Here is a 23118-nt window from a genome sequence, read left to right as displayed (position 1 = left end):
TTGGACAGGGGGAGCGTGGCGTGCGACGACCAACCGGACTGCTCCAGCGCGGTGCCGTGGTCGGCCTCGCCGCTGTCCTGCTCGGCCTGACCGGCGTCAGTGTCGTCGGCACGAACCGCACCCGCGCCTCCGCGAACGCCGCCGTCCACGCGACGGCGCTCGCCGCGGCGTACGACCTGGCCGACGACGCCGTCGCCCTGGAGAAGATCGCCGACCAGCAGTACCGCCTCGAACCCGGCATGGCGGCCCGGGAGCTGCACCGCGGCGCGGCCGGCGCGCTCGACGTGGCGCTGCACGACGTCGAGCAGCGTGGCGGGGCCGAGGACCGGGCGCTCGCCGCCCGGGTCCGGGAGCTGCACGCGACCTACCTGACCGCGGTCGCGCGGGTGTTCGAGGCCGCCGATCGTGGCGACACCGCGGGTGCGGCCCGCATCGACGAGGCGGACGTCGACCCGGTCGCGGACCAGATCGGTGCCCTCGTCCACACCGCCACCACCGCCAGCGCGGCCGAGGCGGCCCAGGCGATGCGCGACCTGCACCGCGTCGAGGGCGTCGTCTTCACCGCCACGACCGGCACGTTCGGCGTCGGGCTGGCGCTGCTGGTCGTGTTCGGCGTCATCGCCGGCGGCTACCAGCGCCGCCTCGTGCGGCACGCCGCAGAGCACAAGTACCACGCGTCGCACGACGCGCTGACCGGCCTGCCCAACCGGACGCTCTTCACCGAACGCACCGGCGACGCGCTGCGCTCGCCCGACCCGGCGCTCGCCGTCCTGCTGCTGGACCTCGACCGGTTCAAGGAGGTCAACGACACCCTCGGTCACCAGTACGGCGACGAGCTGCTGCGGCAGGTCGCGGTCCGCACCACCGGGGCGCTGCGCGCCGGGGACGTCGTCGCGCGGCTGTCCGGCGACGAGTTCGCGGTGCTGCTGCCCGGCGCGTCCGCCGCCGACGCCGCGGCGCTGGCCACCCGGTTGCAGGGCGAGCTGCACCGCACCTTCACGCTCGACGACGTCGCCGTCGACGTGGAGGTCAGCATCGGCATCGCCGTGGCGCCCGAGCACGCGAGCGACACCGACGCGCTGCTGCGCTGCGCCGACATCGCCATGTACGCGGCGAAGGACAGCAAGACCGGCGCCACCCTGTATCGGCCGAACATGCACATCGAGGACGGCAACCGACTGCTGCTGCTCGGCGACCTGCGCCGCGCCCTCGACGTCATCGACCAGCTCACCCTGCACTACCAGCCGAAGATCCGGCTGGACGACGGCCGCCCGTCGGGTGCGGAGGCGCTCGTGCGGTGGGCGCACCCGACGCGCGGGCAGATCCCGCCCGCGGAGTTCATCCCGGTCGCGGAGAGCACCGGTCTCATCACCCGGCTCACCCTGTACGTGCTGCGCCTCGCCGTCGTGCAGGCTCGGGCCTGGCTCGACGACGGTCTCGTCGTGCCGATCGCGGTCAACCTGTCGCCGCGCTGCCTGCTGGACCCCGACCTGGTCGGCCACGTGACGCGGCTGCTGGACGAGCACGACCTGCCAGCCGAACTGCTGCGCCTCGAGGTGACCGAGACCGCCGTCATGGCGAACCCGGTCCTCGCCACCGAGACGCTCGTCGCCCTGCACCGCCTCGGCGTGCGGCTGTCGATCGACGACTACGGCACCGGGTACTCCTCGATGGCGTACCTCAAGAGCCTGCCCGTCGACGAGCTGAAGGTCGACCGCACGTTCGTCATGCACATGGACGACGACCCGGAGGACGCGGTGCTGGTCCGCGGCGCGATCGAGCTCGGCCACAACCTGGGCATGTCGGTGGTCGCGGAGGGCGTCGAGGGCGCCGCGCACGTCGCCGCGCTGCAGGAGCTCGGCTGCGACGTCGCGCAGGGCTACCACTACGCCCGCCCGATGCCACCGGGCGAGCTGACCGCCTGGCTGAAGACCAGCTCGCTCCCGGTGTCCGCCTAGGTCAGCCGGCCGGCCTGCGGCGCTGGATCTTGCGGTGCCGCAGGCGCAGCTTGAACGGCATCGTCGCGCTCTCGATCTTCGTGGCCGTGGTCATCTTCGACACGCCGTCGGTGCGCTCCTCGAAGCGGATCGGCACCTCGATGATGGTCTGCCCGAGCTTGGTCGCCAGGAAGTGCATCTCGACCTGGAAGCTGTAGCCGTTGGACTGGACCCGGTCCAGGCCGATCGCCTCCAGCGCGTCCACCCGCCAGATCTTGAACCCGGCGGTCAGGTCCCGGATCCGCACCTGCAGCAGGGTGTGGACGTACAGGTTGGCCCAGCCGCTGAGCGCCCGCCGGTACAGCGGCCACTTCTCGTCGAGCTGCCCGCCGGGCACGTAGCGTGAGCCGATGACCACACCGGCGTTGGTGGACAGCAGTGCCCCGAGCATGCCGGGCAGCGCCTCCGGCGGGTGCGACAGGTCGGCGTCCATCTGCGCGACGAACTTGGCGCCGTCCGCGATCGCGTGGCCGATGCCGTCGACGTACGCCCTGCCGAGGCCCTCCTTGCCGGGCCGGTGCAGCACCCGGATCCGCCCGGGGTGCTCGACGGCGAGCTTCTCCGCGACCTCGCCGGTGCCGTCCGGGGAGTTGTCGTCGGCGACGAGGATGCTCAGCCCCGGCAGCGGCAGGGCGAGCAGCCGCTCGACCAGCCGTGGCAGGTTGCCCGCCTCGTTGTAGGTCGGGACGACGACGGTCAGGGGCTCGTCACACCACGGAGACGGCAGCCGCACTGGTTCGATCATTCCCGACCTTCCTCGATTACTGACAATGTCAGACAAGAGGGTATCCGCGTCCGCCCCACCGCCCGTGCACCGGCCCCTCGCCGGTCGTCATGGGCTGGCGGCGAGGAAGAGGAAGGCGGCACAGATCGACAGGTGCACCGCCGCCTGCAGCAGGGTCGCGCGGCCCGGCATGACGGTGAGGATGCCGACACCCGCGGTGAGGGTGAGCAGCACGATCTGGGTGGCGCCGAGGCCGAGGACCAGCGGGCCGCTGAGCCAGATCGAGGCGAGCGCGATCGACGGGATCGTCAGCCCGATGCTGGCGATCGCCGACCCGAGGGCCAGGTTGAGGCTGATCTGCACCAGGTCGCGGCGGGCGTTGCGGACTGCCGCGAGGGTCTCCGGCAGCAGGATCAGCACGGCGATGACGACCCCGACGAACGACTGGGGGAGCCCGACCCGCGCGACGCCGGCCTCGATCGTGCCCGACTCCACCTTCGCCAGGCCGACCACCGACACCAGCGCGACGATCAGCAGCACGAGGCTGGTGAGCGCCTGACGCGGCGCCGGAGCCGCCGCGTGCTCCTCCTCGGCGTCGTTGACCGGCAGGAAGCTCTCGCGGTGCCGCACGTTCTGGACGAGCACGAACAGCGCGTACAGGGCGAGCGACGCGACCGCCGCGAACGCCAGCTGCGGACCGGTGAACTGCGGCGCCGGTGCGCTGGTGGTGAACGTCGGCAGGACCAGGCTGAGGGTCGCGAGGGTGATGACCGCGGCGAGCGCGGCTCCGGTCCCCTCGGCGTTGAACACCGCGATGCGGGTGCGCAGCGCCGCGACCAGCAGTGACAGCCCAACGATGCCGTTGCAGGTGATCATCACGGCGGCGAAGACGGTGTCGCGGGCCAGGGTCTCCGTGCCGGAACCGCCGGTCACCATCAGGGTGATGATCAGGCCGACCTCGATGACGGTCACCGCGACGGCGAGGATGAGCGCGCCGAACGGCTCCCCGACCCGGTGGGCGACGACCTCCGCGTGATGCACCGCGGCCAGTACGGACCCTGCCAGGAGCGCCACCACGACGACCTCGACGGGGATCGGTATGTCGCGCCCCCACACCGCGACGAGGACCGCGAGGGCGAACGGCGGCAGGACCAGGGCGGAGCGGTTCAGAGAAGTGCGCACGCGCGCATCTGACCGCCGTCGCACGCACGAAACATGCCTGACCTTGATTCCGGCCGTACAGATGGGATCATCGCGCGTCGGGGGGTCAGGACCAGTTCCAGGGAGGCAATACATGGACACGACCCGCGCGGAGCCGCGCAACGGCTTCGACCGGTTCTTCGAGATCAGTGCGCGAGGCTCGACGATGAGCCGCGAGATCCGCGGCGGTCTCGCGACGTTCTTCACGATGGCCTACATCGTCGTGCTCAACCCCCTCATCCTCGGCAGCGGTGTCGACAGCACCGGCGGCAAGCTCGCCATCGCGGCGGTCGCCTCGGCGACGGCGCTCGTCGCCGGGGTCGTGACGATCCTGATGGGCGTCGTCGCCCGCTTCCCCCTCGCGCTCGCCGCCGGCCTGGGTGTCAACGCGCTCGTGGCCTTCGAGATCGCACCCCACATGACCTGGGCCGACGCGATGGGCCTGGTCGTGATCGAGGGCGTGCTCATCGGTATCCTGGTGCTGACCGGGCTCCGGGAGGCGGTGTTCCGGGCCGTGCCGACGCAGCTGAAGACCGCCATCGGCGTCGGCATCGGGCTGTTCCTGGCGCTCATCGGCTTCGTCGACGCGGGCTTCGTGCGGCGCGTGCCGGACGTGGCCAACACCACCGTCCCGGTCGGCCTCGGCATCGGCGGCAAGCTGATCAGCTGGCCCGCGCTCGCGTTCGGCGTCGGTCTGCTGCTCACCGTCGTGCTGGTGGTGCGCAAGGTGCGCGGCGCGATCCTCATCGGCATCCTCGCCTCCACGGTCCTCGCCATCGTCATCGAGGCGATCGCGAAGGCCGGCCCGTCGTTCGTGGACGACAAGCCCAACCCGAAGGGCTGGAGCCTCAACGTCCCCGTCGTGCCGGACAAGATCATCGACAAGCCCGACCTGTCCCTGCTGGGCCACTTCAACGTCCTGCACTCCTGGCAGACCGCCGGCGTCCTGATCGTGATCATGTTCGTGTTCACCCTGCTGATCACCGACTTCTTCGACACGATGGGCACGATGGTCGCGGTCGCGCAGGAGGGTGACATGCTCGACGAGCAGGGCATGCCGCCGCGCACCCGCGAGATCCTGCTCGTCGACTCCGTCGCCGCCGCCGCGGGCGGCGCGGCGAGCACGTCCAGCAACACCACCTACATCGAGAGCGCCGCCGGCGTCGCCGAGGGCGCCCGCACCGGCGTGGCGAGCCTGGTCACCGGTGGGCTGTTCCTCGTCGCGATGTTCTTCGCGCCGCTGGTGACGGTGGTGCCTTTCGAGGCGGCGTCGGTCGCCCTCGTCGTCGTCGGCTTCCTCATGATGACCACGGTCCGCTCCATCGACTGGTCGGACTACGAGATCGCGCTGCCGGCGTTCCTCACCATCATCCTCATGCCGTTCACGTACTCCATCTCCAACGGCATCGGCGCCGGCGTCGTCTCCTTCGTCGTCATCAAGCTCGCCGCCGGCAAGGCCCGCGACGTCCACCCGCTCCTCTACGGCGTCGCGGTCATGTTCATCGTCTACTTCCTCCGCGGCCCGCTGGAGCTGCTCGTCTGAGACCCGTGAGGGGTGCCCCGGCACCCCTCACGGCGTACAGGCGTCCGCCCCCTGAGTGGGAGCGCTGTGCGCCGATTCAGTGAAGGACATCGTTGGTTGAAACGTTTTAACGCGTTCGGCCGCGACCCTCCCCGACGACCCGTGGCCGAAGCAGGCGATCGTGCGGCCACATCTGGACGACCGGCTTCGGCGACTGGTGCCCGCCCGATCTCAGCGCCAACGCCAACGGCGGCCTGGGCAGCCCCGGCGCCGGCGCCTGCACCAGTGAGGTCTCGCTGGTGAACACGGCGCTGGCGTACCGGCAGGCGCTCACCGTCGCGAAGGCGGCGACCGCGCTCGGGCAGGCCGGCGACGCGACCCGCTACACCCAGCTCGCCGGCGACATCAAAGCGGCCTTCAACGCGCGGTTCCTCAACGCCGACGGCGCCTCCTACAGCAGCGGCCGGCAGACGACCAGCATGCTGCCGCTCGCCTTCGGGCTGGTCCCGGACGCGAACGTCACCGCGGTCGGGGCCCGGCTCGCCGACACGGTCCTCAACCGCAACGGGGGGCACCTCGACACGGGGATCTTCGGCACGCGGTACCTCATGGACGCCCTCGCCGGCATCGGCCGCACCGACGTGGCGATGACGATCCTGAACCAGACGACCTACCCGGGCTTCGGGTTCGAGATCGGGATGGGGGCGACGAGCCCGTGGGAGCAGTGGATGTACCGGCCGTCGATGGAGACCCACGACCACGCGATGTTCGCGGGCATCAACGCGTCGCTCTACACCGTCCTCACCGGCATCCGCCCGGGGTCACCGGCCTACCGCACCGTCGTCATCGACCCGCGGGTCCCGGCCGGGCTGCAGGCGGTCAGCGCGTCCATCGACACGGTGCGCGGCGTCGTCGCCTCGTCGTGGACGGTGTCGGGCCAGCAGATCACGATGGACGTGACCGTGCCGGTCGGGTCGGCGGCGACGGTGCACGTCCCGAACTTCGGCCGCGGCGCGACCACCGGCGGCGGGACGGTCGTCACCACCACGGGCACGGAGACGGTGTACTCGGTCGGTTCGGGGCGGTGGCAGTTCACCGGAAGCCTCGGCCCGGCCGCCGGTCCGACGCTGCCCGGGACGTGGACGCAGTGCGCCGCCGAGACCGGGACGTGCCAGGTCACGGGCACCGCGACCGTCGCGTTCGGCGCGCAGGGGCAGTTCCGGTACCTGACCGTCACCGGCTCGACGCCGTGCACGAACACCGTGTTCGGCGACCCGGTCCCGAACGTGTCGAAGGCCTGCTTCACGCTGGGCCTGCCGGCCGCCGGGAACGGCTGGCAGAGTGCGCGGCGGAGACCGGGACGTGCTCGTTCGCGGGGACCTCGACGGTGGCGTTCGGGGCGCAGGGGCAGTTCCGCCACCTGACCGTCACCGGCGGGACGGCCTGCACGAACGCGGCCTTCGGCGACCCGGTCCCCGGCACCCAGAAAACCTGCTACGTCCAGTGACCCGCGCCTGTCCCGCGTCGCGGCACCGGGCGCGGCGGAAACGCCGGGTGGGCGGGCACTAGCCTGGGGCCGTGAGCGTCGAGCTGCGCCTGCTGTCGCGGGTCGCCTACCGTGGCCGGGACATCGTCGGGCCGCGGCAGTGCGGGCTGCTCGCGCTGCTGGCGGGGGAGCCGCGGACCGGCTGCGGCACCGCCAGGCTCGTCGACGGGCTGTGGCCCGACGAGCAGCCGGAGCACCCGGCGAAGGCGCTGCAGGTCGTCGTGTCGCGGGTGCGGGCGCAGGCCGGCGCCGACATCGTGGCCAGGACCGCGGGCGGTTACCGGCTCGCGGTGCCGGCGCCGTTGCTGGACACCGAGGCGGTGCTGCTGCACGCGGCCGCCGCGGCGGACCTGGCCCGGGGCGGGGACCACGCCGGGGCGCTCGCCCGCGCGGAGGAAGGGCTCGCGCTGTGGGACGGGGCCGAGCCGGCCGACCCGGGCCTGGCCGACCCGCTGTCCGTCCTGCGTGCGGAGCGGGACCGGACGCGCCACGCGCTGCTCGCCGCGCGGGCGGTCGCGCTGTCGCGGCTCGGCCGGCACGCCGAGGCCGTCGGCCCGCTGACCGAGGCGGCCGCGCTGCGCCCGAAGGACGAGGCGGTGCTGCTCGAACTGCTGCGCGCCGAGGCGGCGACGGCCGGCACCGCGGCGGCGCTGGAGCGTTACGAGACCTACCGGGCCACGCTGCGCGACGAGCTCGGCGCCGACCCGGGCCCAGCCCTGCAGGACGTGCACCGGGGCCTGCTGCGCGACGAGGCACCCGCGGTGCGGCGCGGCGTCCCGCACGACCCCAACCCGCTGCTCGGCCGCGACGACGACATCGCCGCGGTCACGGAGCTGCTCGCCACGTCCCGGGTCGCGTCGGTCGTCGGGACCGGCGGGCTCGGCAAGACCCGGCTCGCGTACGCGGTCAGCCGCCAGGCCCGCCAGCCGGTCGTGCAGCTCGTCGCGCTCGCGGGTGTCGCCGCCGACGCGGACGTGGCCCCGGCGGTCGCGTCGGCGCTCGGTGTCGCCGCACCCGCCGACGGTCCCGGGGCGGCCGCCGCGATCGCCGCCGCCCTCGGCACCGGGCCGGTGCTGCTGGTGCTGGACAACTGCGAGCATGTGGTCCGCGGCGCCGCCGACCTCGTCCGGGACCTCGTGGCCGCGACGGGCGACCTGCGGGTGCTGACCACCAGCCGGGCGCCGCTCGGGTTGTCCTCGGAGGTGGTGTACCCGCTGCCGGAGCTCGACCTGGCCACCACCGTCGAGCTGTTCCGGCAGCGGGCGAAGGCCGCCCGGCCCGGCGCGGACGTGCCCGGCGACGTGGTGCGGCAGCTGTGCGCGCGCCTGGACGGTCTGCCGCTCGCGGTCGAGCTCGCCGCCGCCCGCGTGCGGGTCATGTCGGCGACCGAGATGGCCCGCCGCCTCGACGACCGGCTTGCCCTGCTGCGCGGCGGGGCGAGGGACGCGCCGCCGCGGCACCACACGCTGCACGCCGTCATCGACTGGAGCTGGAACCTCCTCGACGAGCCCGACCGGGCGGCGATGCGCGCCCTGTCCGTGTTCCCCGGCGGGTTCACCGCCGGCGCGGCCCGGCACGTCCTCGCCGAAGCCGAAGGCGAATCCGAAGGCGAATCCGAAGGCGGCGACGACGTCCTGCTGGCGCTCACGCAGCTCGCCGACCAGTCGCTGCTGAAGGTCACCGACACGCCGTTCGGCACCAGGTTCCGGATGCTGGAGACGGTGCGGGAGTTCAGCACCGCGCACCGGGAGCGGGCGGGCGGGACCGGTCGCGCCGTCGACGGGCTGCTCGCGTGGGCGGGGGAGTTCGGCGTCGCGCACGCCGGAGCGGTCTTCGGCACGGACCTCGTCAGGGAGGTCGAGCGGGTCCGCGCCGAGCAGGACAATCTCGTCCTCGCCCTGCGCCACGCCGTCGACCGCGCCGATGGTCCCGCCGTCGCCGCCGCGGCAGGTGTACTGGCGGCGCTGTGGACCGTCGAGGGCAGTTTCGTGCGGATGACGGCCCTGGCCCGCGACGTCGAATGGGTCATGTCGCACGTGCGGCCCGCACCCGCGCTGGTCGAGGTGGCCCGCACCGCGGCGCTGCTGTGCGCGATGAACGACTTCCTCATGCGCGGGCCGATGCCGGGCCGGTTCCTCGTCGCCCTGCGCCGGCTGCCGCCCACGACGCCGGACACGCTGATCGGCGCGGCCGACGCGGTCCGGCGCGCCATGACGCGCGACGAGGCCGCGCTGTGGGCGCTCTGCGACAGCGACGAGCCGCTGCTGGCCGGGATCGCGTACGGCGCCGCCAGCTACCTGTGCGAGCAGCGGCAGGACACCGACGGCGCGCTGCGGGCGGCCGGGAGGATGCTCGCGGTGCTCGGCACCCGCACGACCCCGCTGATGCGGGCCGTCGCGCACTCCCGCATCGGTGAGCTGCTCGTGGAGGTCGGCCGCGGCCAGGAGGCGGCGGCGCACCTCGCGGAGACGCTGGCGGTGCTGGACCAGCTGCGCCAGCCCGGCGTGCCGTCCAGCGCGTCGCGGGTCCGCGGTGCGATGGCCCTCGCGAGCCTGCAGCGCGGCGCGCTGGACGAGGCGGAGGACCTGCTCGAGCAGGCGGTGCAGAGCGCCCACGACCCGGGCGACGACCCGATGATGTTCGGCTCCGGGGTCCGCGCGGAGATTCTGATCGCCCGCGGCGACGTCGACGCCGGCCTCGCGCTGTGGCGCGAGGTCGTGGCCCGGCTCGACGCCGCCGAGGGTCAGGAGCTGCCGGGCTCGGCGGGCTGGGCGATGGAGGTGCGGGCCACCACGGTGATCGCGCACGCCCAGCACGGCCGGCTCGACCTCGTCCCGGCCATCGTCGACGGCCTGCCGGACCTCCTGGCGCGCCTGCTCGCGAGCTCCGGCACCGTCAACGCGGTCGGCGGCCCCGTGTACGGCGCGCTGCTGCTCGCCCTGGCCGTCGCCGACCTGGACCGCGGGCGGCGCACCGGCGACACCAGGGTCGCCGCGTGCGCGGCGCGGATGATCGCCCTGGCGGAGGCGTTCCGGTTCACGATGGGCTTCCAGCCGACGATGCACGCCGGCTACGCCCGCGACCTCGCGGAACAGGCCGACGCCGCCGAGTACGTCTCGGCGGCGTCGGACTACGCGGCGCTGGAGCGGGACGCGCTGCGGGAGGCCGTGTCGGCGGTCCTGCTGGCGCGCCGCGCGCTCATCGGCGCGGAGCGCGGTTGAACACGGACCGCGCCCACAGGTAGCCGACGGCGGAGAGCCCGACACACCAGGCGACCGCGATGCCGCCGCTGTTACCGACGGGCGTGTCCATCAGCAGCGCCCGCAGCGTGTCGATGATCGGCGTGAAGGGCTCGTTGGCGGCGAACCAGCGCACCGCCCCCGACATCGACTCGGTCGTGACGAACGCGCTGCTGACGAACGGCAGCACCTGCACGAGCAGCAGGAAGCCCGTGGTGCCCTCGGGGGTGGGGGAGACCAGCCCGATCGCGACCGCCAGCCAGGTCAGCGCGAGGACCAGCAGCAGCACGAGACCGGCCGCGCCGAGCCACCGCAGCGGGTCGGTGGTGGGCCGGAACCCCATCAGCAGCGCCACTCCGACGACGAGCGCCAGGCTCAGGAACGTGCGGATCGTGGCGGCCAGGACGTGCCCGGTCAGCACCGACTGCCGGGAGATCGGCATGGTGCGGAACCGGTCGATGATGCCCTCGGTCATGTCCTTGTTGACCGCCAGCGCCGTGGTCGAGGCGCCGTACCCGGCGGTCACCAGCAGGATGCCCGGCACGATGTAGTTGATGTAGGCGCTGCCACCGGCGATGCCCGCGTTGATCGCGCCGCCGAAGACCCCGACGAACAGCAGCAGGAGCAGCACCGGCACGAGCAGGGACGTGACCATCGAGGCGGGGTACCGCACCGTGTGCAGCAGGCTGCGGCGCAGCATCGTGGCGGAGTCGGTGACGGCGGTGGTCATGGTGCTCATCGGGCGCCTTCCTTCGCGGCGGTGGTTGCGGTGGGCTGGTCCCCGGTCCGGCTGCTCTGGTGGCCGGTCAGGGCGAAGAACACGTCGTCGAGGTCCGGCGTGTGCACGGACAGGTCGGCGACGGGCACGGAGGCGGCGTCGAGCCGGTCCAGCAGCGCCCGCAGCGACGAGACGCCGCCGTCGCCCGGCACGCGCAGTGCCAGCTCCTCGTCGTCCCGCGCCGAGTCCGCGAACAGCCGCGCGGCCGTGTCCAGGTCCTCGGCGGTGTCGAACCGCACCCGGATGTGCCCGCCGGGGATCTGCCGCTTGAGCTGCTCGGCGGTGCCGGTGGCCACGATCCGCCCGCCGTCGAGCACCGCGATGCGGTCGGCGAGCTGGTCGGCCTCGTCGAGGTACTGCGTGGTCAGGAACACCGTGACCCCGTCGGCGACGAGCCTGCGGATGATCTGCCACATGGTCCGGCGGCTGCGCGGGTCGAGCCCGGTGGTGGGCTCGTCGAGGAAGATGACGCTCGGGTCGCCGACCAGCGTCATCGCCAGGTCGAGCCGGCGCCGCATGCCGCCGGAGTAGGTCGCGGCGGCCTTCTTCGCCGCGTCGACCAGGTCGAACCGCTCCAGCAGGTCGGCGACCCGCCGCCGGCCGCCGGCCCGGCCGAGGTGGTGCAGGGCCGCCATGAGCGCGAGGTTCTCCTCGCCGGTGAGCAGCCCGTCGACCGCCGAGAACTGCCCGGTGACCCCGATCGCGGCGCGCACCGCGCCGGCCTCGCGGACCACGTCGTGCCCGGCGACGGACGCCTGCCCGCCGTCGGCGCCGATGAGCGTCGACAGGATGCGCACCGTCGTCGTCTTGCCGGACCCGTTCGGCCCCAGCAACGAGAAGACCGTCCCGCGCGGGACCTCCAGGTCGATTCCGTCGAGCACGACGTGGTCACCGAACGACTTGCGCAACCCGGTAGCCACGATCGCCGACGGGGACGGGGTGGTAGCCACGTCCCTCCCTCCCAACCGCCGCTGTGACGCTGGTGCGCCACGACTGCGACGATCGTGCGGGCCGCGACCTTCACCGCGGTTTCACGGGACTTTCAGCGCCTTTCACCGCCGGGCGGTGCCCGCCACCACCCTCGTGGCCAGGTTGTTCCCGCCGCTCGCGGTGCCGGTGACGGTGACCTGCATGCCGGACTTCACCCTGCCGAGCGCACCGGGCCCGGCCGGGACGCCGTTGACCACGACGGCGGTGCCGGACGTCAGCGTGAACCTGACCGTCCTGGGCCGGCTGTCGCGGAACTTGTAGGCGCGGGTCACCACCAGCGACGCGTCGGCGGTGCGGACCGACGCGACGGTCCCGACCACGGACACCGCACCCGGTGCCGGCGTCACCCCCGCCGCCCGGGCTTCTCCCGGCGTCATGAACTGGCTTCCGGCGACCACGGCAGCGATCAGACCCGCGGTGCGGTGATGACGTCGTGACAAGGTTCCTGCCTCCTGATGGTGTGCCGGAACCGGTAGCGTCCCCGACCAGGGTTGCGGCCAGGGTGCCGTCGCGGTCCCGTCCGGTTTCGCGCCGCCGCCTGTCAGCCGGGCGGGTCGGCCAGGAAGGACGAGAGGCGGCCGAGACGGTCGTCCCAGTCGGCGGCGAGGGCGGCCAGGTAGCCCTGGGCGAGCTTGATCGGCTCGGAGCGGTGGCGGAACAGGACCCGGCGGCCGGTGCCGGCGTCGCTGGTGACCAGGCCGGCGTCGGCGAGGAGGGCGAGGTGCTTGGCGACGCCCTGGCGGGTGATCGACAGGCGGCCGGACAGGTCGGTGGCCGTGCTCGGGCCGTGCTCGGCGAGCGAGGCGAGGATCGCCCGGCGGTTGGGGTCGGCGAGGGCGGTGAAGACGGCGACCGCCGTTTCCTCGGGTTCAGACGGCATGGCTCGAGGTCGTCGGCATGGTCGGCTCCTGCGGTCGCGGCGTGGCGATCTACCGTACCTGGACCGCCGCACCCGCTCGACGCATCCGGCTCCCCGGCCGCGCGCCGGCCGCCAGGCGCTGCCGCGGCGGCCGGTCAGGCACCCCGGCAAGCGGCCCGCGCCGCCCGCCCGGAGCTGCCGCGGCGTCCGTCACGCCTCCGTGAAGCGGCCGGTCAGCCGCCCCGGAGCGTGAGCGCGAGCGTCGCCACGCCGGAGCCCGCCAGGGCGAACGCCCACACCCGGTCGGCGTCGAACCTCGCCCTGACCCGCACCGGGCGCAGCCGCAGCACCTCGTAGGCCACCAGCGCGACCAGGCCCGCCGCCGCGACCATCGCCGCCGTGTGGACCGTCGTGGCGAGGATGCCGGTCATCGCCGAGGTACGGCCGGCGGCGCCGACGGCGTGGCCGTGGTGGGCGGCCGCCGGCACCGCGGCGAGCAACGGCAGCAGGACGAGCCCGGCGCCGTGCGCGGAGGACATCAGGAACGACCACGTGAGCAGGTCGGCCGGGCGCGGGCCGGTCCGGTGGTGGCTCGGGGACAGCAGCCGCCAGACGCCGAACGCGGTCAGCGCGACCCCGCCCGCGGTCGCGACGAGCCGCGCGCCGGTCACCGACATGAGCGCCGCGACCAGCGTCGCGATCACGAACACCGACGCGGCGTGGCCGAGCGCGATCGGCCCGAGCGTCGCCGCGATCGCCGCGCGCCGCCGCTCCCGCACCCCGCCGGCGAGGGCGAAGAGCCACCCCATGCCCGGGTTCAGCCCATGGAATGCGCCGAGCCCGGCCAGCACCACGTACTGCCACGGATGCATTGCCCGCTCCCTTGTCGCAACCGTTCGGTTGCGGGAAACGTATCGCAACTCAGAGGTTGCGTCAACGGTCCCGGAGCGACCCGCGTCAGGCAACGGCCGGGCCGGCGCCCTGGTCCGGATCCGAGGGGAGCGCCAGCCAGCAGTGGTCCAGCCCCGGGTCGGTGAACGCGACCCGGCGCGGCCGGTGCTTCGCCCGGTACATCGCCTCGTCCGCGGCGCGCACCAGCTCCTCGGGGTCGACGGCGGCCTCCGGGTCGTCGGCGACCGCCACGCCGATGCTGGTGGCGACCGTGACCGTCGCCAGGGACAGCACCAGCGGCTCCTCGACCGCGGCCAGGATGCGCTGGAGCACGGGCGTGACCCGGTCGACCGGGCCGAACTGCTCCAGCACCACCACGAACTCGTCGCCGCCGAGGCGGGCCACGAAGTCGGTGCTGCGGACGGTGCCGGCGAGCCGGCCCGCGATGCGGATGAGCAGCTCGTCGCCGACTGCGTGGCCGTACTTGTCGTTGACGGGTTTGAAGCCGTTGAGGTCGAGGAACAGCACGGCGATCGGCCCGCCGCCGCGGCGGACCCGTTCGGTGGCGTCGCGGATCCGCCCGACGAGCCGGCGCCGGTTGGGCAGGCCGGTGAGGACGTCGTGCGCCGCCTCGTGCTCCTGCCGCCGCTGCTCGGTGACGTCCCGGTTGACGAAGACGTACCCGGCGGGCGTGCCGTCGTCGGAGGCGTGCAGCGCTGACACGGACGACAGCACGGTGAGCGGCGCCGCGTCGGAGCGCCGCTCGCGCAGCTCGCCCTCCCACCGCCCGGACGCGGCCACGTCCTGCAGCATCTGCGCCGCGGGGACCTCGGTGTCGTCGGTGACGCACGCGGTGGCGAGCAGCGCGAGCAGGTCGCAGCCGACCGCGTCGCCGGAGGAGTACCCGTACAGGCGCTCGGCCCCGGAGTTCCAGCTGACGATCACGCCGTCGGCGTCGCAGGAGACGATGGCGTCGGAGATCGCGTCCAGCAGGTCGCCCTGGCGGCGGGCGTCCTCGAGCAGTTCCAGCGTCGCGGCGAACGCGTGGCTGTGCTCGATCACCCCGCCGGCGACGGTCGCGGCCGCCTCGACGAACGCCATGTCCGCGGGCTGGACGGGGTCGCCGTCGCTCCCCAGCACGCCGAGCGCGCCGATGACCGCGCCCCGGGCGAGAATGTGCGCCACACTGATGGCGTTTTCCGCGTCTGTACGGGGTGGCCCGGCGACCGCGTCGAGCAGCGCTCCGGCCAGGGCGGGCCCGGCCTCACCGGCGGTCCGGACCACCGGCGCGGCGCCCGTGGTGAGCGCTCCCACGACGCAGCAGTCCGGCAGCTCCGCGCCGACGGCGGAGACCAGACGCTCCAGAAGGTGGCCGTCGTCGGGCGGTGCGTCCAACATGCGGACGCAGACGTCTGCCACCGCACGCAGTCGGGACACATCGTTCTATCGGCCGCCGGAACGCGAACTGAAGCACCCTCGCGGGCAGGCCGGGCGTGTGCCGCCGCTCAGTCCTTCCCGTCCGGCGCGGGCGGCCGCCCCTCGTCGCCGCCCGTGGCCGGTGGTGGTGGTGTGTCGTCGCCGCCCGCGGTGCGGGTGCCGGGGCGTGGGGTGCCGAGCACGATCAGCGCCGGGCCGGCGATCGTGAGCGCGGCGGTCAGCGCCGGCCCGTACTCAACGCCCTCGCTCACCGCGGTGCTCCAGGCGACGGCCGTGTAGGCGTCCCCGCACAGGGCGTCGGTGAGCGCGGCCACGCTGAGCCACGCGCCGGTCAGGTCGGACTGCGTCACGGCCGCCTGCACCGCGACGAGCCCCGCCCCCGCCGCCACCAGCCACCGGCGGTCCTCGCGCCGGCCGGCCAGGAGCAGCAGCACGAGAGCGGCCGCGACGGCGAGCGGCCCGGGCCACGCGCAGCGGGCCACCCCGGCCATCTCGTCCAGATCGACGTCGAACCAGAGGCCGGCCAGGACGCCCACGCCCACCACGACGGCCGCGACCGTGGTGGCCACGACCCGCACCCGCCGGTGGGCGCGGGGCAGCCCGAGCACGGCGGCCACCAGCAGGACCACCGCGCCCAGCTGGACCAGTGTCGCGATGGACTCCGACCGGTACGCCCGGCCCGCGGCGTCCAGCATGGCCTGCAGCGCGACCGTCTGCGACGGCCCGTACCCGAACCAGCCGGCGTCCTGTCCCGCGTCGTCGAGCGCGGCGTCCCGTACCAGCGCGGCGACCGCGAACAGCAGGCATCCCGCCGCCAGCGCCCACCGCGACCGGCTCTGCCGGACGGCCAGCGCCGCCAGCACGGCCAGTGCCGCCGCCGTGCACCGCAGCGACACCTGCGTCGCCGACAGGGCCGCCGCCGACACCGCCAGCACCCCGGTCACCGCGAACATGGATCCGAGCAAGGACAGGCGCACCGCCGGATCTTGCCACAGCACCCGCCGCCGCAGGGGGCGCCGAACTACATCGGTGTACTTATCGATCATTGCTTCCCGCTGGTGACGGGGCTGTCGTAGCGTCGGGTGGTGAGCGCGGCCGTGATGCAGACACCCGACGGGCGGTGGCGTGTCGAGGTCGGCGGGGTGGGCTCCGTCGCGTGGTACAGGGTGATCGGCCCGGGCGTGTCGCGGGCGGTGCCGAGCGTGGACAAGCTCGCCGACGTGCTGCGCGAGGAAGGTGTCGAGCTCGGCGACTTCGTCGAGCCGGAAGTCGCCTGACGCCCGCTCAGACGGTGACCGGGCGGCGCTTGCGGTCGTACATCTTCCGGTCCGCCTCGGCGACGAGCTGCTCCGCCGTGCCCGGCCCGGCAAGCGCGGTGCCTGCCGTGCCGGGAGCACTGCCTGCCTCGTCGGACGCACTGCCTGCCGTGTCGAGTGCACTGCCTGCCGTGTCGAGTGCACTGCCTGCCGTGTCGAGTGCACTGCCTGCCGTGTCGAGTGCACTGCCTGCCTTGCCGGTCGCGGTGCCTGCCTGGACGGGGGCGGTGCCCGCCCTGTCGGACGCGGCGCCCCGCCTGTCGGGGGTCGGGCCCGACTTGTCGAGGGCGGGGCCCGACCCGGTGAGGGCGGTGCCGATCGTCACGCCGACGTCGACCTGGTGGCCGGCGACCGTCATCGGCGCGCCGACGGCGGCGGTCAGCCGGCGCCGCAGCGCGTCGGCCCGCGTGGCGTCGACGCCGTGGCAGACGATCAGGAACTCGTCGCCGCCGATCCGGCCGACCAGGTCGCCGGGGCGCACCGCGGCGCGCAGCCGGGCCGCGACCTGCCGCAGGACCTCGTCGCCGGCGAGGTGGCCGAGCGTGTCGTTGATCGGCTTGAAGCGGTCGAGGTCGCAGTACAGCACCCCGACGCCGGCGCCGAAGGACTCCTCCAGCCTGGCCAGGACGCCGTGCCGGTTGAGCAGGCCGGTGAGCTCGTCGTGGCTGGCCCGGTGCGCCAGCGCCGACTCGGCCTCGGCGCGCTGGCGCAGCAGCTGGCCGATCCGGGCGAGGACGAGCCCGATGACGACGAGCGTCCCGACGCTGAGCAGCGGCGCGTCGGCCTTGCCGCCCCACAGGACGGGCAGCGCGCCGACGACCGGGTTGATCGAGAGGACCGCGCCGAGGTGCGCCAGGCGCAGCGTGGGGCGCTCCGGCTGCCGCCCGACCGGCTCGGTGAGCGTGACCGCCGCCGGGTGCAGCGCCGCGGCGCCGAAGCTCAGGTACGCCACCGCCCACAACGCCGGCACGACCTGCGTGGCCACCGGGTGGGGCAGGTCCGCGGTCAGTACCGACGCGACGACCCCGGCGAGTCCCAGCGCGATCGACACGTAGAGGTAGCGCAGCGACCCCGTGCCCATCGTCCGGGCGATGCGCCGCATCGAGCCGAGCGTGGCCAGCAGCGCCAGGAGGTTGGCCAGCGCCAGCAGCTGCACCGCCGCGGGCGCGTGCCCGGCGGCCAGCCGCGGCCGCAGCACGAACTCCCACAGCGGGCCCGCGGCGCCGACGCCGATCAGCGCCGCGTCGATGACCCCGCCGCCGTCGCCGGGCGTGTGCCGGGTCACGACGACCGCGCTGGCCGACAGCAGCCCGAGGAACCCGGCGGCCATCAGGACCGGCGCGACGAGCCCGCCGCCCGGCACCTCGACGCCGAGGTCGGCGCCGAGCCCGAGCAGGTTGGTGCCGGTCAGCAGCCCCAGCCCGACGAGCGCCAGGTGCCAGGGCAGCGGGCCGCCCGGCCGGCGGCGGCGCAGGTGCCAGCCGATCGCGGCGGCCGGGGCCAGCCCGCTGAGCAGCATGACGAACGCCTCGGCGGGCCCGTCGAACGCCAGCAGCGCCGTCACCGTCACGACGACGGCCAGCGCGTAGGCTCGATGCAGGATCACCACCCCGGAGAGATCGTCCTTCGGCGTGCGGGCATGAGCAGAACGGTAGGCTGCCCCGCATGTCCGCCTATGGCCCAGCGCTGTTCGTGTCCAGGAACGACGGCGCGGCGGTCCCGCTGGAGGAACAGGAGACGATCCTGCACCTGGTCCGCGCCGCCGCCGCCACCGTCCGCCTGAAGGACGAGGAGGGCGCGCCCGTCGACCCCCGCGTCTACGACTACGACGAGTACGAGCCGCTCGCCCTCGGCGTGCTGCTGTACTCCGGCTACGCTTACGGGCAGATGCCGGAGGAGATCCAGCAGGACCAGGACGAGGCCTGGACCGCGGAGACCACCCGCGTCGCGGCAGAGGTCGACCGCCATGCTCCCGGGGTCTACGCCTTCACCGGCTACGGCGTCGAGGACTGAGCCCCGGGCAGGTCGGGCAGGGGCACGCCGAGGGCGGTGGCCAGGTCGAGGGTCCGGCGCGGCGTGACGCAGCGCCGGGCCAGTGCGGCCTCGTCGAGGCGGCCGGTGCGGGCCTGGAAGAGCACCGGGGCGGCCGGGTGCGCCCGCAGGGCCGCGTCGGGGAGCTCACGGGCGAGCGCCTGGGCGGCGGCGACGAGGGCGGGCAGCGACGAGCGCAGCAGTTCTGCCCACGCCGCGACCTCGTCCAGCCACGGGTCTTGAGCGGGGGACAAGGTGCGGGACAGGGCGGCGGTCAGGTCGGGCCAGGTGTAGTCGCGCCAGGGGCGGGTGCGCAGGACGGGGAGCTGCCACTCGCGGCGGGTGACCGACCAGTGGTCGGCGTGGGCGGGGACCGCGTGGACGGTGCGGTCCGGCAGGACCAGGGCGGTCAGGTTCCAGCCGTGGCAGGCGCCGGTGTCCAGGCCGAAGACGCGGCCGTCGCGCAGCAGCGGCTCGCGGCCGGTGACGTGGTGGCCGAAGGCGACCGGCTCCGGGTCGGTGTAGTGCTCGTGCCAGTGGCCGGTCGGGACGATCCCGGCGAGGGCCTTCTCGCCGCTGGTCGAGCCGCACAGGATCTCTTCCCGCTGCTCGTCCAGCGGCACGCCCGGGACCAGCGCCGCGTGCACGACCCGGACGTGCTCGTTCTCGAAGAAGTACGGCAGGGTCCGCATCCACGCGACCGCGTCGGCGTAGCCGGCGCCGAGCTGCAGGCGGGTGATCTCCTGCGCGTAGGAGAGGACGCCGCGGACGTGCTTGCGCTCGTGGTTGCCCATGACGACGACGGAGTTGGGCCGGGAGCGGAAGAAGCCGACGACCTCGGCGGGTGACGGGCCGCGGTCGACCAGGTCCCCGACGCTGACGAGCAGGTCGTCGGGGCGCAGCGCGACGGCGTCGCAGAGCTCGAGCAGCTCGGTGAAACAGCCGTGGATGTCGCCGACGACGACGGTGCGTCCCATCCGCAGGAGCGTAGGAACGCACCGTGGCGGCGCGCAATTGGTTTAGGCGAGGATAGCGGTGACCCTGGTTGGCAAAAATCGCCGTGGCGATTCTTAAGGAGAAGGAAGGACCACCATGGCCTCGCCCTTCGATGCTAGCACCTGCCCCAGATCCACGGGATCGAATTGACTGTCCTGGTTGGACGGTCGGAAGACGTAGGCGGGGCCGCCGGTGAGGGCGGCGTCCGTGTCGTCGTAGCGGACCGGCATGCCGTCCCCGGCCGCCGGGGCGTGCCGGAACAGGTCGTGCACGCTCGGCAGGCTCGCCAGGTACTCGACGTACGGCGGCAGTATCCCGGCCAGCAGCGCCCCGTTGAGCGACGCCGAATGGACGCGGGAGGGCAGGTTCGCGTCGAGGTACACGAGCTCGCGGCGGGACAGGTCGAGGTGGGCGACGAACTTCGTCAGCCCGGCGCCGCGGACCGGGAACGACAGCTGGACGCGGCCCGGCTCGAACAACCTGCCCTCCTGCGGCTGCGAACCCCACTGCAGCGCGGCGTGCACGTCGCTGGCGGACTCGAACGAGCGGCGGGAGTAGCACAGCAGGCTCCACACCGCGTAGCGGACGCCGGCGGCGGCGAGCTCGTCGAGGTAGAGGTCGATGAGCTGGCAGGCGCGGCCGTCGAGGTCCTTGGAGTTCGTCGGGTCGCCGGAGAACACCGCCGCGTCGCCGAACCGGTTGTGGTCCCAGCAGCAGGCGCCGACCGGCTGCCAGGCGTCGTCGAAGAAATTCCAGCTGTTGTCGTACCAGATGTTGCCCACCGTGGGACCCGTCGCCCAGTAGGACGCGCTACGCACGAACCGGACCTCGTCGGGGATGCCGAAGACGGTGCCGCGCCCGTACGGTGCGAGCTCGGCGTCGTTCGTCGGCAGCTTCACCTTCTCCGTCGCGGGGTCCAGCGCCACGGGCCCGGTGCCGGCGAGGCGGCGGGTCAGCTCGGCGTCGATCGCGGCCAGCACGGCGTCGCGCGGGCCGGCCGGCAGCCGGTCCCCGCCGGCCGCGACGACCTGCGCCCGCGACCAGTTGCCGCGCGGCGGGAACATGCGCCACTGCCGCGCGTCGACGGTCTCCAGGTGCCGCCGCAGCTGGAGCAGCCGCAGGGTCGTGAGGTCCCGGACGACGGTCTCGACGCCGGGCGCCTCGCCGAACGTGACGAGGAGCTGCCGCAGCCGGCGCGCGTACTCGCCCGGCCGGGTGGCGAGCAGGCCCGCCACGGCCGGGTCGCGAGTGGCGAGCAGCCGCTCCACGTCGGAGGCGAACCCGCGCACCGGGCGGCCGGTGTACAGCGCGTCGTACGCCGCCACGACCCGCGGGAACGCGGCCCGGTAGTCGCCGGGGTGCAGCGCGAAGAGCAGGCGCTTGAAGGGCTCCCGGCGCCGGGCGACGTCGTCGAGCAGGTGTGGGGCGCTCTCCAGCATGCCGAGCAGGTGCCGCCGCTCCGCCCGCGTGAAGCGGCGCAGCCGCTGGGCGGCGCGCAGGCCGGGGTCGCCGCCGGAGAGCGCGGCTGCGAGGCGCAGCACGTCGGTCGCGGTCGAGACGCGCGCCTCGACGCCGGTCTCCAGCAGTCGCACGGCGAGCCGGACCCGGTTCTCCACGAAGGTCACCCCGGCGAGGTCGACCGGCCCCTCGGTGAGGTCGGTGACGTCGCGCCACTGGTCGTCGGTCCAGCGCGCCGGCAGCGCGTGCAGCCCGGCGAGGATCCGTGGCAGCGCGGCGTCGTCGGCCGGGTGCAGCACCCGCGGCGCGGGCAGGTCCCGCAGCGGCGCCCGGGTCGCCTCCTCCTGCGTCACCAGCTCGTTGGGCAGCCCCCAGTACATGAGGATCTGCCGCAGCCAGTACTCCGCCTCGTCCATGGCGAGGACCTCGGCCGGGAAGTTCCTGTAGACGACGAAGTCGGCCATGCGCTTGTCGTCACCGGTCAGCGCGGCGAGCACCGGCTCGACGCCGGCCCACCACTGCCGCAGTTCGTCCTCGCCTGTCACGCTCAGCATGGTGTACGCGCGGGCGGACAGCGCGAAGCCGTAGTGGGCGATGTTCGCGGTCACGGTCGCGAGCGCCGCCGCCGGGGCGGTCCGCGCCGCCGGTGCGGGCATGGCGATGAGGTCGCGGGCGATCAGGACTCGTTGCACGCCCGTGAGGGTCCCGCACCCGCGGCACCACGGTCAAAGGCGTTTGCGGTGCCGGCGGCCCACCGCTGTCGGGTTCCCGCCTCGGTCCGCTCCAACCGGACGGCGATCGCGGCGTCTTAGGGTGCATGACCGGATGGTGGGGAGACAGATGTCAATGACGATGTGGGAGGCGGGCCCGGCGGTGGCCGAGACGGACGCCCGGCAGGAGTTCTTCGCGGCCGAGTATCCGCGGCTCGCGGGATGGGTGCGCAGGCAGGTCGGCGACGACGACACGGCGCACGACGTCGCGGCCGAGGCGTTCACCCGCCTGATGTCACGGTGGTCTGCGGCGCAGGAGCCGCATGCCTACCTGTACAAGACGGCGGTCAATCTGCTGAAGGACCACTGGCGGCGGACCCGCAAGGAACGGCGCGCGCTGAGCCTCGTGGCGGCCGAGCAGGACCACGGCCCGGACGGACGGCCCGACCGGGCCAGCGACCTGCGGGGGCTGCTCGAGCCGCTGCCCGAGCACCAGCGCACCGCGGTGCTGCTGCACTACCTCGCCGGGTTCTCGATCCGGGAGGTGGCGGCGATCGTCGGCCGGGCGGAAGGGACGGTCAAGTCGGATCTGTTTCAGGCGCGGGCGCGCATTCGAGTGGAGTTGGGTGACAATGATGACTGACCGTTTCGAGACCTGGCTGGACGAGCAGCAGGTCGAGTTCCTCGCTCCGCCGCCGGGCACGTATCCGCGCATCGCCCGGTCCGCGCGGCGCCGGCGGGCCGGCCGGGCGGTCGCCGGGGTGGCCGCCGCGACCCTCGCCGTCGCGGTCGCCGCGGGCGCCGTGCACCAGTTCATGGACGCGACCCCGCCGCCGGACCTGCCCGCGTCGACGCCGACCGCAGGGCCGACCGCAGGGCCGACGGAGGCGCCGACGACAGCGCCGACAGACGGGCCGACGGCGGCAGGCAGCACCGGTGCTTCCGCACCCGCCGGCAGCGCGACGACGCAGCAGGTGACCGGGCGGTGCCGGACGGGCGAGCTGCGGGTGACCGCCATGAGCGCGCCCGGCGGCGGCGCGATGGGCGGCGTGTACACCTGGCTCGTCTTCACCAACACGTCCGGCCGGACGTGCTCGTTGTACGGGTTCCCGGGCGTGTCATACGTGACGGGGGCGTCCGGCACCCAGATCAACGAGCCGGCGAAGCGGGAAGGCACCACCCCGGTGCGGGTCGACCTCGCTCCGGGGCAGGGCGCCCACGCTCAGGTACGAACCGGTCAATCAGGTGCATACCCGGACACGTGCCAGCCTGTCGAGGCGGCCGGGTACCGGGTGTACGTCCCCGACGAGACGGCGTCCGTGTTCGTGCCATGGCGGGTGAAGGTGTGCTCGACCGACGGCGTCAACGGCATGCTGATCGGCCCGGTGTTCCCGGGGACGTCCGGATAGTCGCGGACACGCGGC

Annotated in this window: 20 protein-coding genes; 8 read left to right on the top strand and 12 right to left on the bottom strand. The window is 73.9% G+C overall.

All coding sequences use genetic code 11. The features are described 5' to 3' along the window. The first annotated feature begins 20 nt into the window (after positions 1 to 20). A complete protein-coding gene (locus ACQEVZ_RS08725; protein WP_433363738.1) occupies positions 21 to 1958 on the top strand; it encodes a putative bifunctional diguanylate cyclase/phosphodiesterase in 1938 nt (645 codons plus the stop codon). Between the two features lies 1 nt (position 1959). Here the strand turns inward: ACQEVZ_RS08725 and ACQEVZ_RS08720 are convergent, their stop codons facing one another. Further along, a complete protein-coding gene (locus tag ACQEVZ_RS08720) occupies positions 1960 to 2742 on the bottom strand; it encodes a polyprenol monophosphomannose synthase (protein ID WP_344512657.1) in 783 nt (260 codons plus the stop codon). A gap of 87 nt (positions 2743 to 2829) precedes the next feature. After that, positions 2830 to 3903: a calcium:proton antiporter gene (locus tag ACQEVZ_RS08715; protein ID WP_433363734.1), complete on the bottom strand. Its 1074-nt coding sequence runs from the start codon at positions 3901 to 3903 to the stop codon at positions 2830 to 2832. Between the two features lie 112 nt (positions 3904 to 4015). Between ACQEVZ_RS08715 and ACQEVZ_RS08710 the strand changes: the two genes are divergently transcribed. From ACQEVZ_RS08710 to ACQEVZ_RS08700, 3 genes are all read left to right on the top strand, one after another. After that, positions 4016 to 5464: an NCS2 family permease gene (locus tag ACQEVZ_RS08710; protein WP_433363731.1), complete on the top strand. Its 1449-nt coding sequence runs from the start codon at positions 4016 to 4018 to the stop codon at positions 5462 to 5464. A gap of 170 nt (positions 5465 to 5634) precedes the next feature. Next, positions 5635 to 6867, top strand: a complete 1233-nt coding sequence (locus ACQEVZ_RS08705) for an alpha-L-rhamnosidase C-terminal domain-containing protein (protein WP_433376689.1) — start codon at positions 5635 to 5637, stop codon at positions 6865 to 6867. Between the two features lie 154 nt (positions 6868 to 7021). Next, positions 7022 to 10210: an ATP-binding protein gene (locus ACQEVZ_RS08700; protein WP_433363728.1), complete on the top strand. Its 3189-nt coding sequence runs from the start codon at positions 7022 to 7024 to the stop codon at positions 10208 to 10210. Here the strand turns inward: ACQEVZ_RS08700 and ACQEVZ_RS08695 are convergent. The 7 genes from ACQEVZ_RS08695 to ACQEVZ_RS08665 all read right to left on the bottom strand — a co-directional run bounded on the left by ACQEVZ_RS08695 (position 10188) and on the right by ACQEVZ_RS08665 (position 16160). Next, positions 10188 to 10967: an ABC transporter permease gene (locus tag ACQEVZ_RS08695; protein WP_433363725.1), complete on the bottom strand. Its 780-nt coding sequence runs from the start codon at positions 10965 to 10967 to the stop codon at positions 10188 to 10190. The two genes, ACQEVZ_RS08700 and ACQEVZ_RS08695, sit on opposite strands and share 23 nt — an antisense overlap. Beyond that, positions 10964 to 11956 (bottom strand): ATP-binding cassette domain-containing protein, encoded by a 993-nt coding sequence (locus tag ACQEVZ_RS08690; RefSeq protein WP_433363722.1) that lies wholly within the window; start codon positions 11954 to 11956, stop codon positions 10964 to 10966. The genes ACQEVZ_RS08695 and ACQEVZ_RS08690 overlap by 4 nt, the downstream gene beginning before the upstream one ends. Before the next feature lie 102 nt (positions 11957 to 12058). Further along, positions 12059 to 12394 (bottom strand): hypothetical protein, encoded by a 336-nt coding sequence (locus ACQEVZ_RS08685; protein WP_433363719.1) that lies wholly within the window; start codon positions 12392 to 12394, stop codon positions 12059 to 12061. 143 nt (positions 12395 to 12537) lie between these two features. Further along, positions 12538 to 12876, bottom strand: coding sequence for an ArsR/SmtB family transcription factor (locus ACQEVZ_RS08680; RefSeq protein ID WP_344512672.1), 339 nt, complete (start codon positions 12874 to 12876; stop codon positions 12538 to 12540). A 212-nt stretch (positions 12877 to 13088) separates the two neighbouring features. Then, positions 13089 to 13727 (bottom strand): hypothetical protein, encoded by a 639-nt coding sequence (locus ACQEVZ_RS08675; protein ID WP_433363715.1) that lies wholly within the window; start codon positions 13725 to 13727, stop codon positions 13089 to 13091. An 85-nt stretch (positions 13728 to 13812) separates the two neighbouring features. Continuing rightward, positions 13813 to 15144 carry a diguanylate cyclase domain-containing protein gene (locus ACQEVZ_RS08670; RefSeq protein WP_433363712.1) on the bottom strand — a complete coding sequence of 444 codons (1332 nt, stop codon included), beginning with the start codon at positions 15142 to 15144 and terminating at the stop codon, positions 13813 to 13815. 107 nt (positions 15145 to 15251) lie between these two features. Beyond that, complete coding sequence (locus ACQEVZ_RS08665; RefSeq protein ID WP_433363709.1) at positions 15252 to 16160, bottom strand: hypothetical protein; 909 nt, start codon at positions 16158 to 16160, stop codon at positions 15252 to 15254. A gap of 108 nt (positions 16161 to 16268) precedes the next feature. On the opposite strand from ACQEVZ_RS08665, the gene ACQEVZ_RS08660 reads away from it, so the two are divergent. Continuing rightward, positions 16269 to 16460 (top strand): hypothetical protein, encoded by a 192-nt coding sequence (locus ACQEVZ_RS08660; protein WP_344512679.1) that lies wholly within the window; start codon positions 16269 to 16271, stop codon positions 16458 to 16460. A gap of 7 nt (positions 16461 to 16467) precedes the next feature. Here the strand turns inward: ACQEVZ_RS08660 and ACQEVZ_RS08655 are convergent, their stop codons facing one another. After that, positions 16468 to 18105 carry a diguanylate cyclase domain-containing protein gene (locus ACQEVZ_RS08655; protein ID WP_433363705.1) on the bottom strand — a complete coding sequence of 546 codons (1638 nt, stop codon included), beginning with the start codon at positions 18103 to 18105 and terminating at the stop codon, positions 16468 to 16470. Positions 18106 to 18164: 59 nt separating this feature from the next. Here ACQEVZ_RS08655 and ACQEVZ_RS08650 point away from each other — a divergent pair, with 59 nt between their 5' ends. Next, entirely contained in the window at positions 18165 to 18512 is a 348-nt protein-coding gene (locus ACQEVZ_RS08650; protein WP_433363702.1) for a hypothetical protein, read from the top strand. On the opposite strand, the gene ACQEVZ_RS08645 is transcribed toward ACQEVZ_RS08650, so the two are convergent. After that, a complete protein-coding gene (locus ACQEVZ_RS08645) occupies positions 18494 to 19507 on the bottom strand; it encodes a metallophosphoesterase family protein (RefSeq protein WP_433363700.1) in 1014 nt (337 codons plus the stop codon). The genes ACQEVZ_RS08650 and ACQEVZ_RS08645 overlap by 19 nt on opposite strands. 93 nt (positions 19508 to 19600) lie before the next feature. Then, positions 19601 to 21676, bottom strand: a complete 2076-nt coding sequence (locus tag ACQEVZ_RS08640) for a hypothetical protein (RefSeq protein ID WP_433363697.1) — start codon at positions 21674 to 21676, stop codon at positions 19601 to 19603. Positions 21677 to 21824: 148 nt separating this feature from the next. On the opposite strand from ACQEVZ_RS08640, the gene ACQEVZ_RS08635 reads away from it, so the two are divergent. Both ACQEVZ_RS08635 and ACQEVZ_RS08630 read left to right on the top strand, forming a co-directional pair. Continuing rightward, the gene (locus ACQEVZ_RS08635) at positions 21825 to 22337 is read left to right on the top strand and encodes an RNA polymerase sigma factor (protein ID WP_433363694.1); all 513 of its coding nucleotides are present in this window, start codon (positions 21825 to 21827) and stop codon (positions 22335 to 22337) included. After that, on the top strand, positions 22330 to 23103 hold the full coding sequence (locus ACQEVZ_RS08630) for a DUF4232 domain-containing protein (protein WP_433363691.1): 774 nt from the start codon (positions 22330 to 22332) through the stop codon (positions 23101 to 23103). The genes ACQEVZ_RS08635 and ACQEVZ_RS08630 overlap by 8 nt, the downstream gene beginning before the upstream one ends. The last annotated feature ends 15 nt before the right edge of the window (positions 23104 to 23118 follow it).

It is taken from the genome of Dactylosporangium sp. CA-152071, from assembly GCF_050936335.1.
Taxonomy (GTDB): domain Bacteria; phylum Actinomycetota; class Actinomycetes; order Mycobacteriales; family Micromonosporaceae; genus Dactylosporangium; species Dactylosporangium maewongense.
This window is presented reverse-complemented; position numbering and strand designations above follow the sequence as displayed.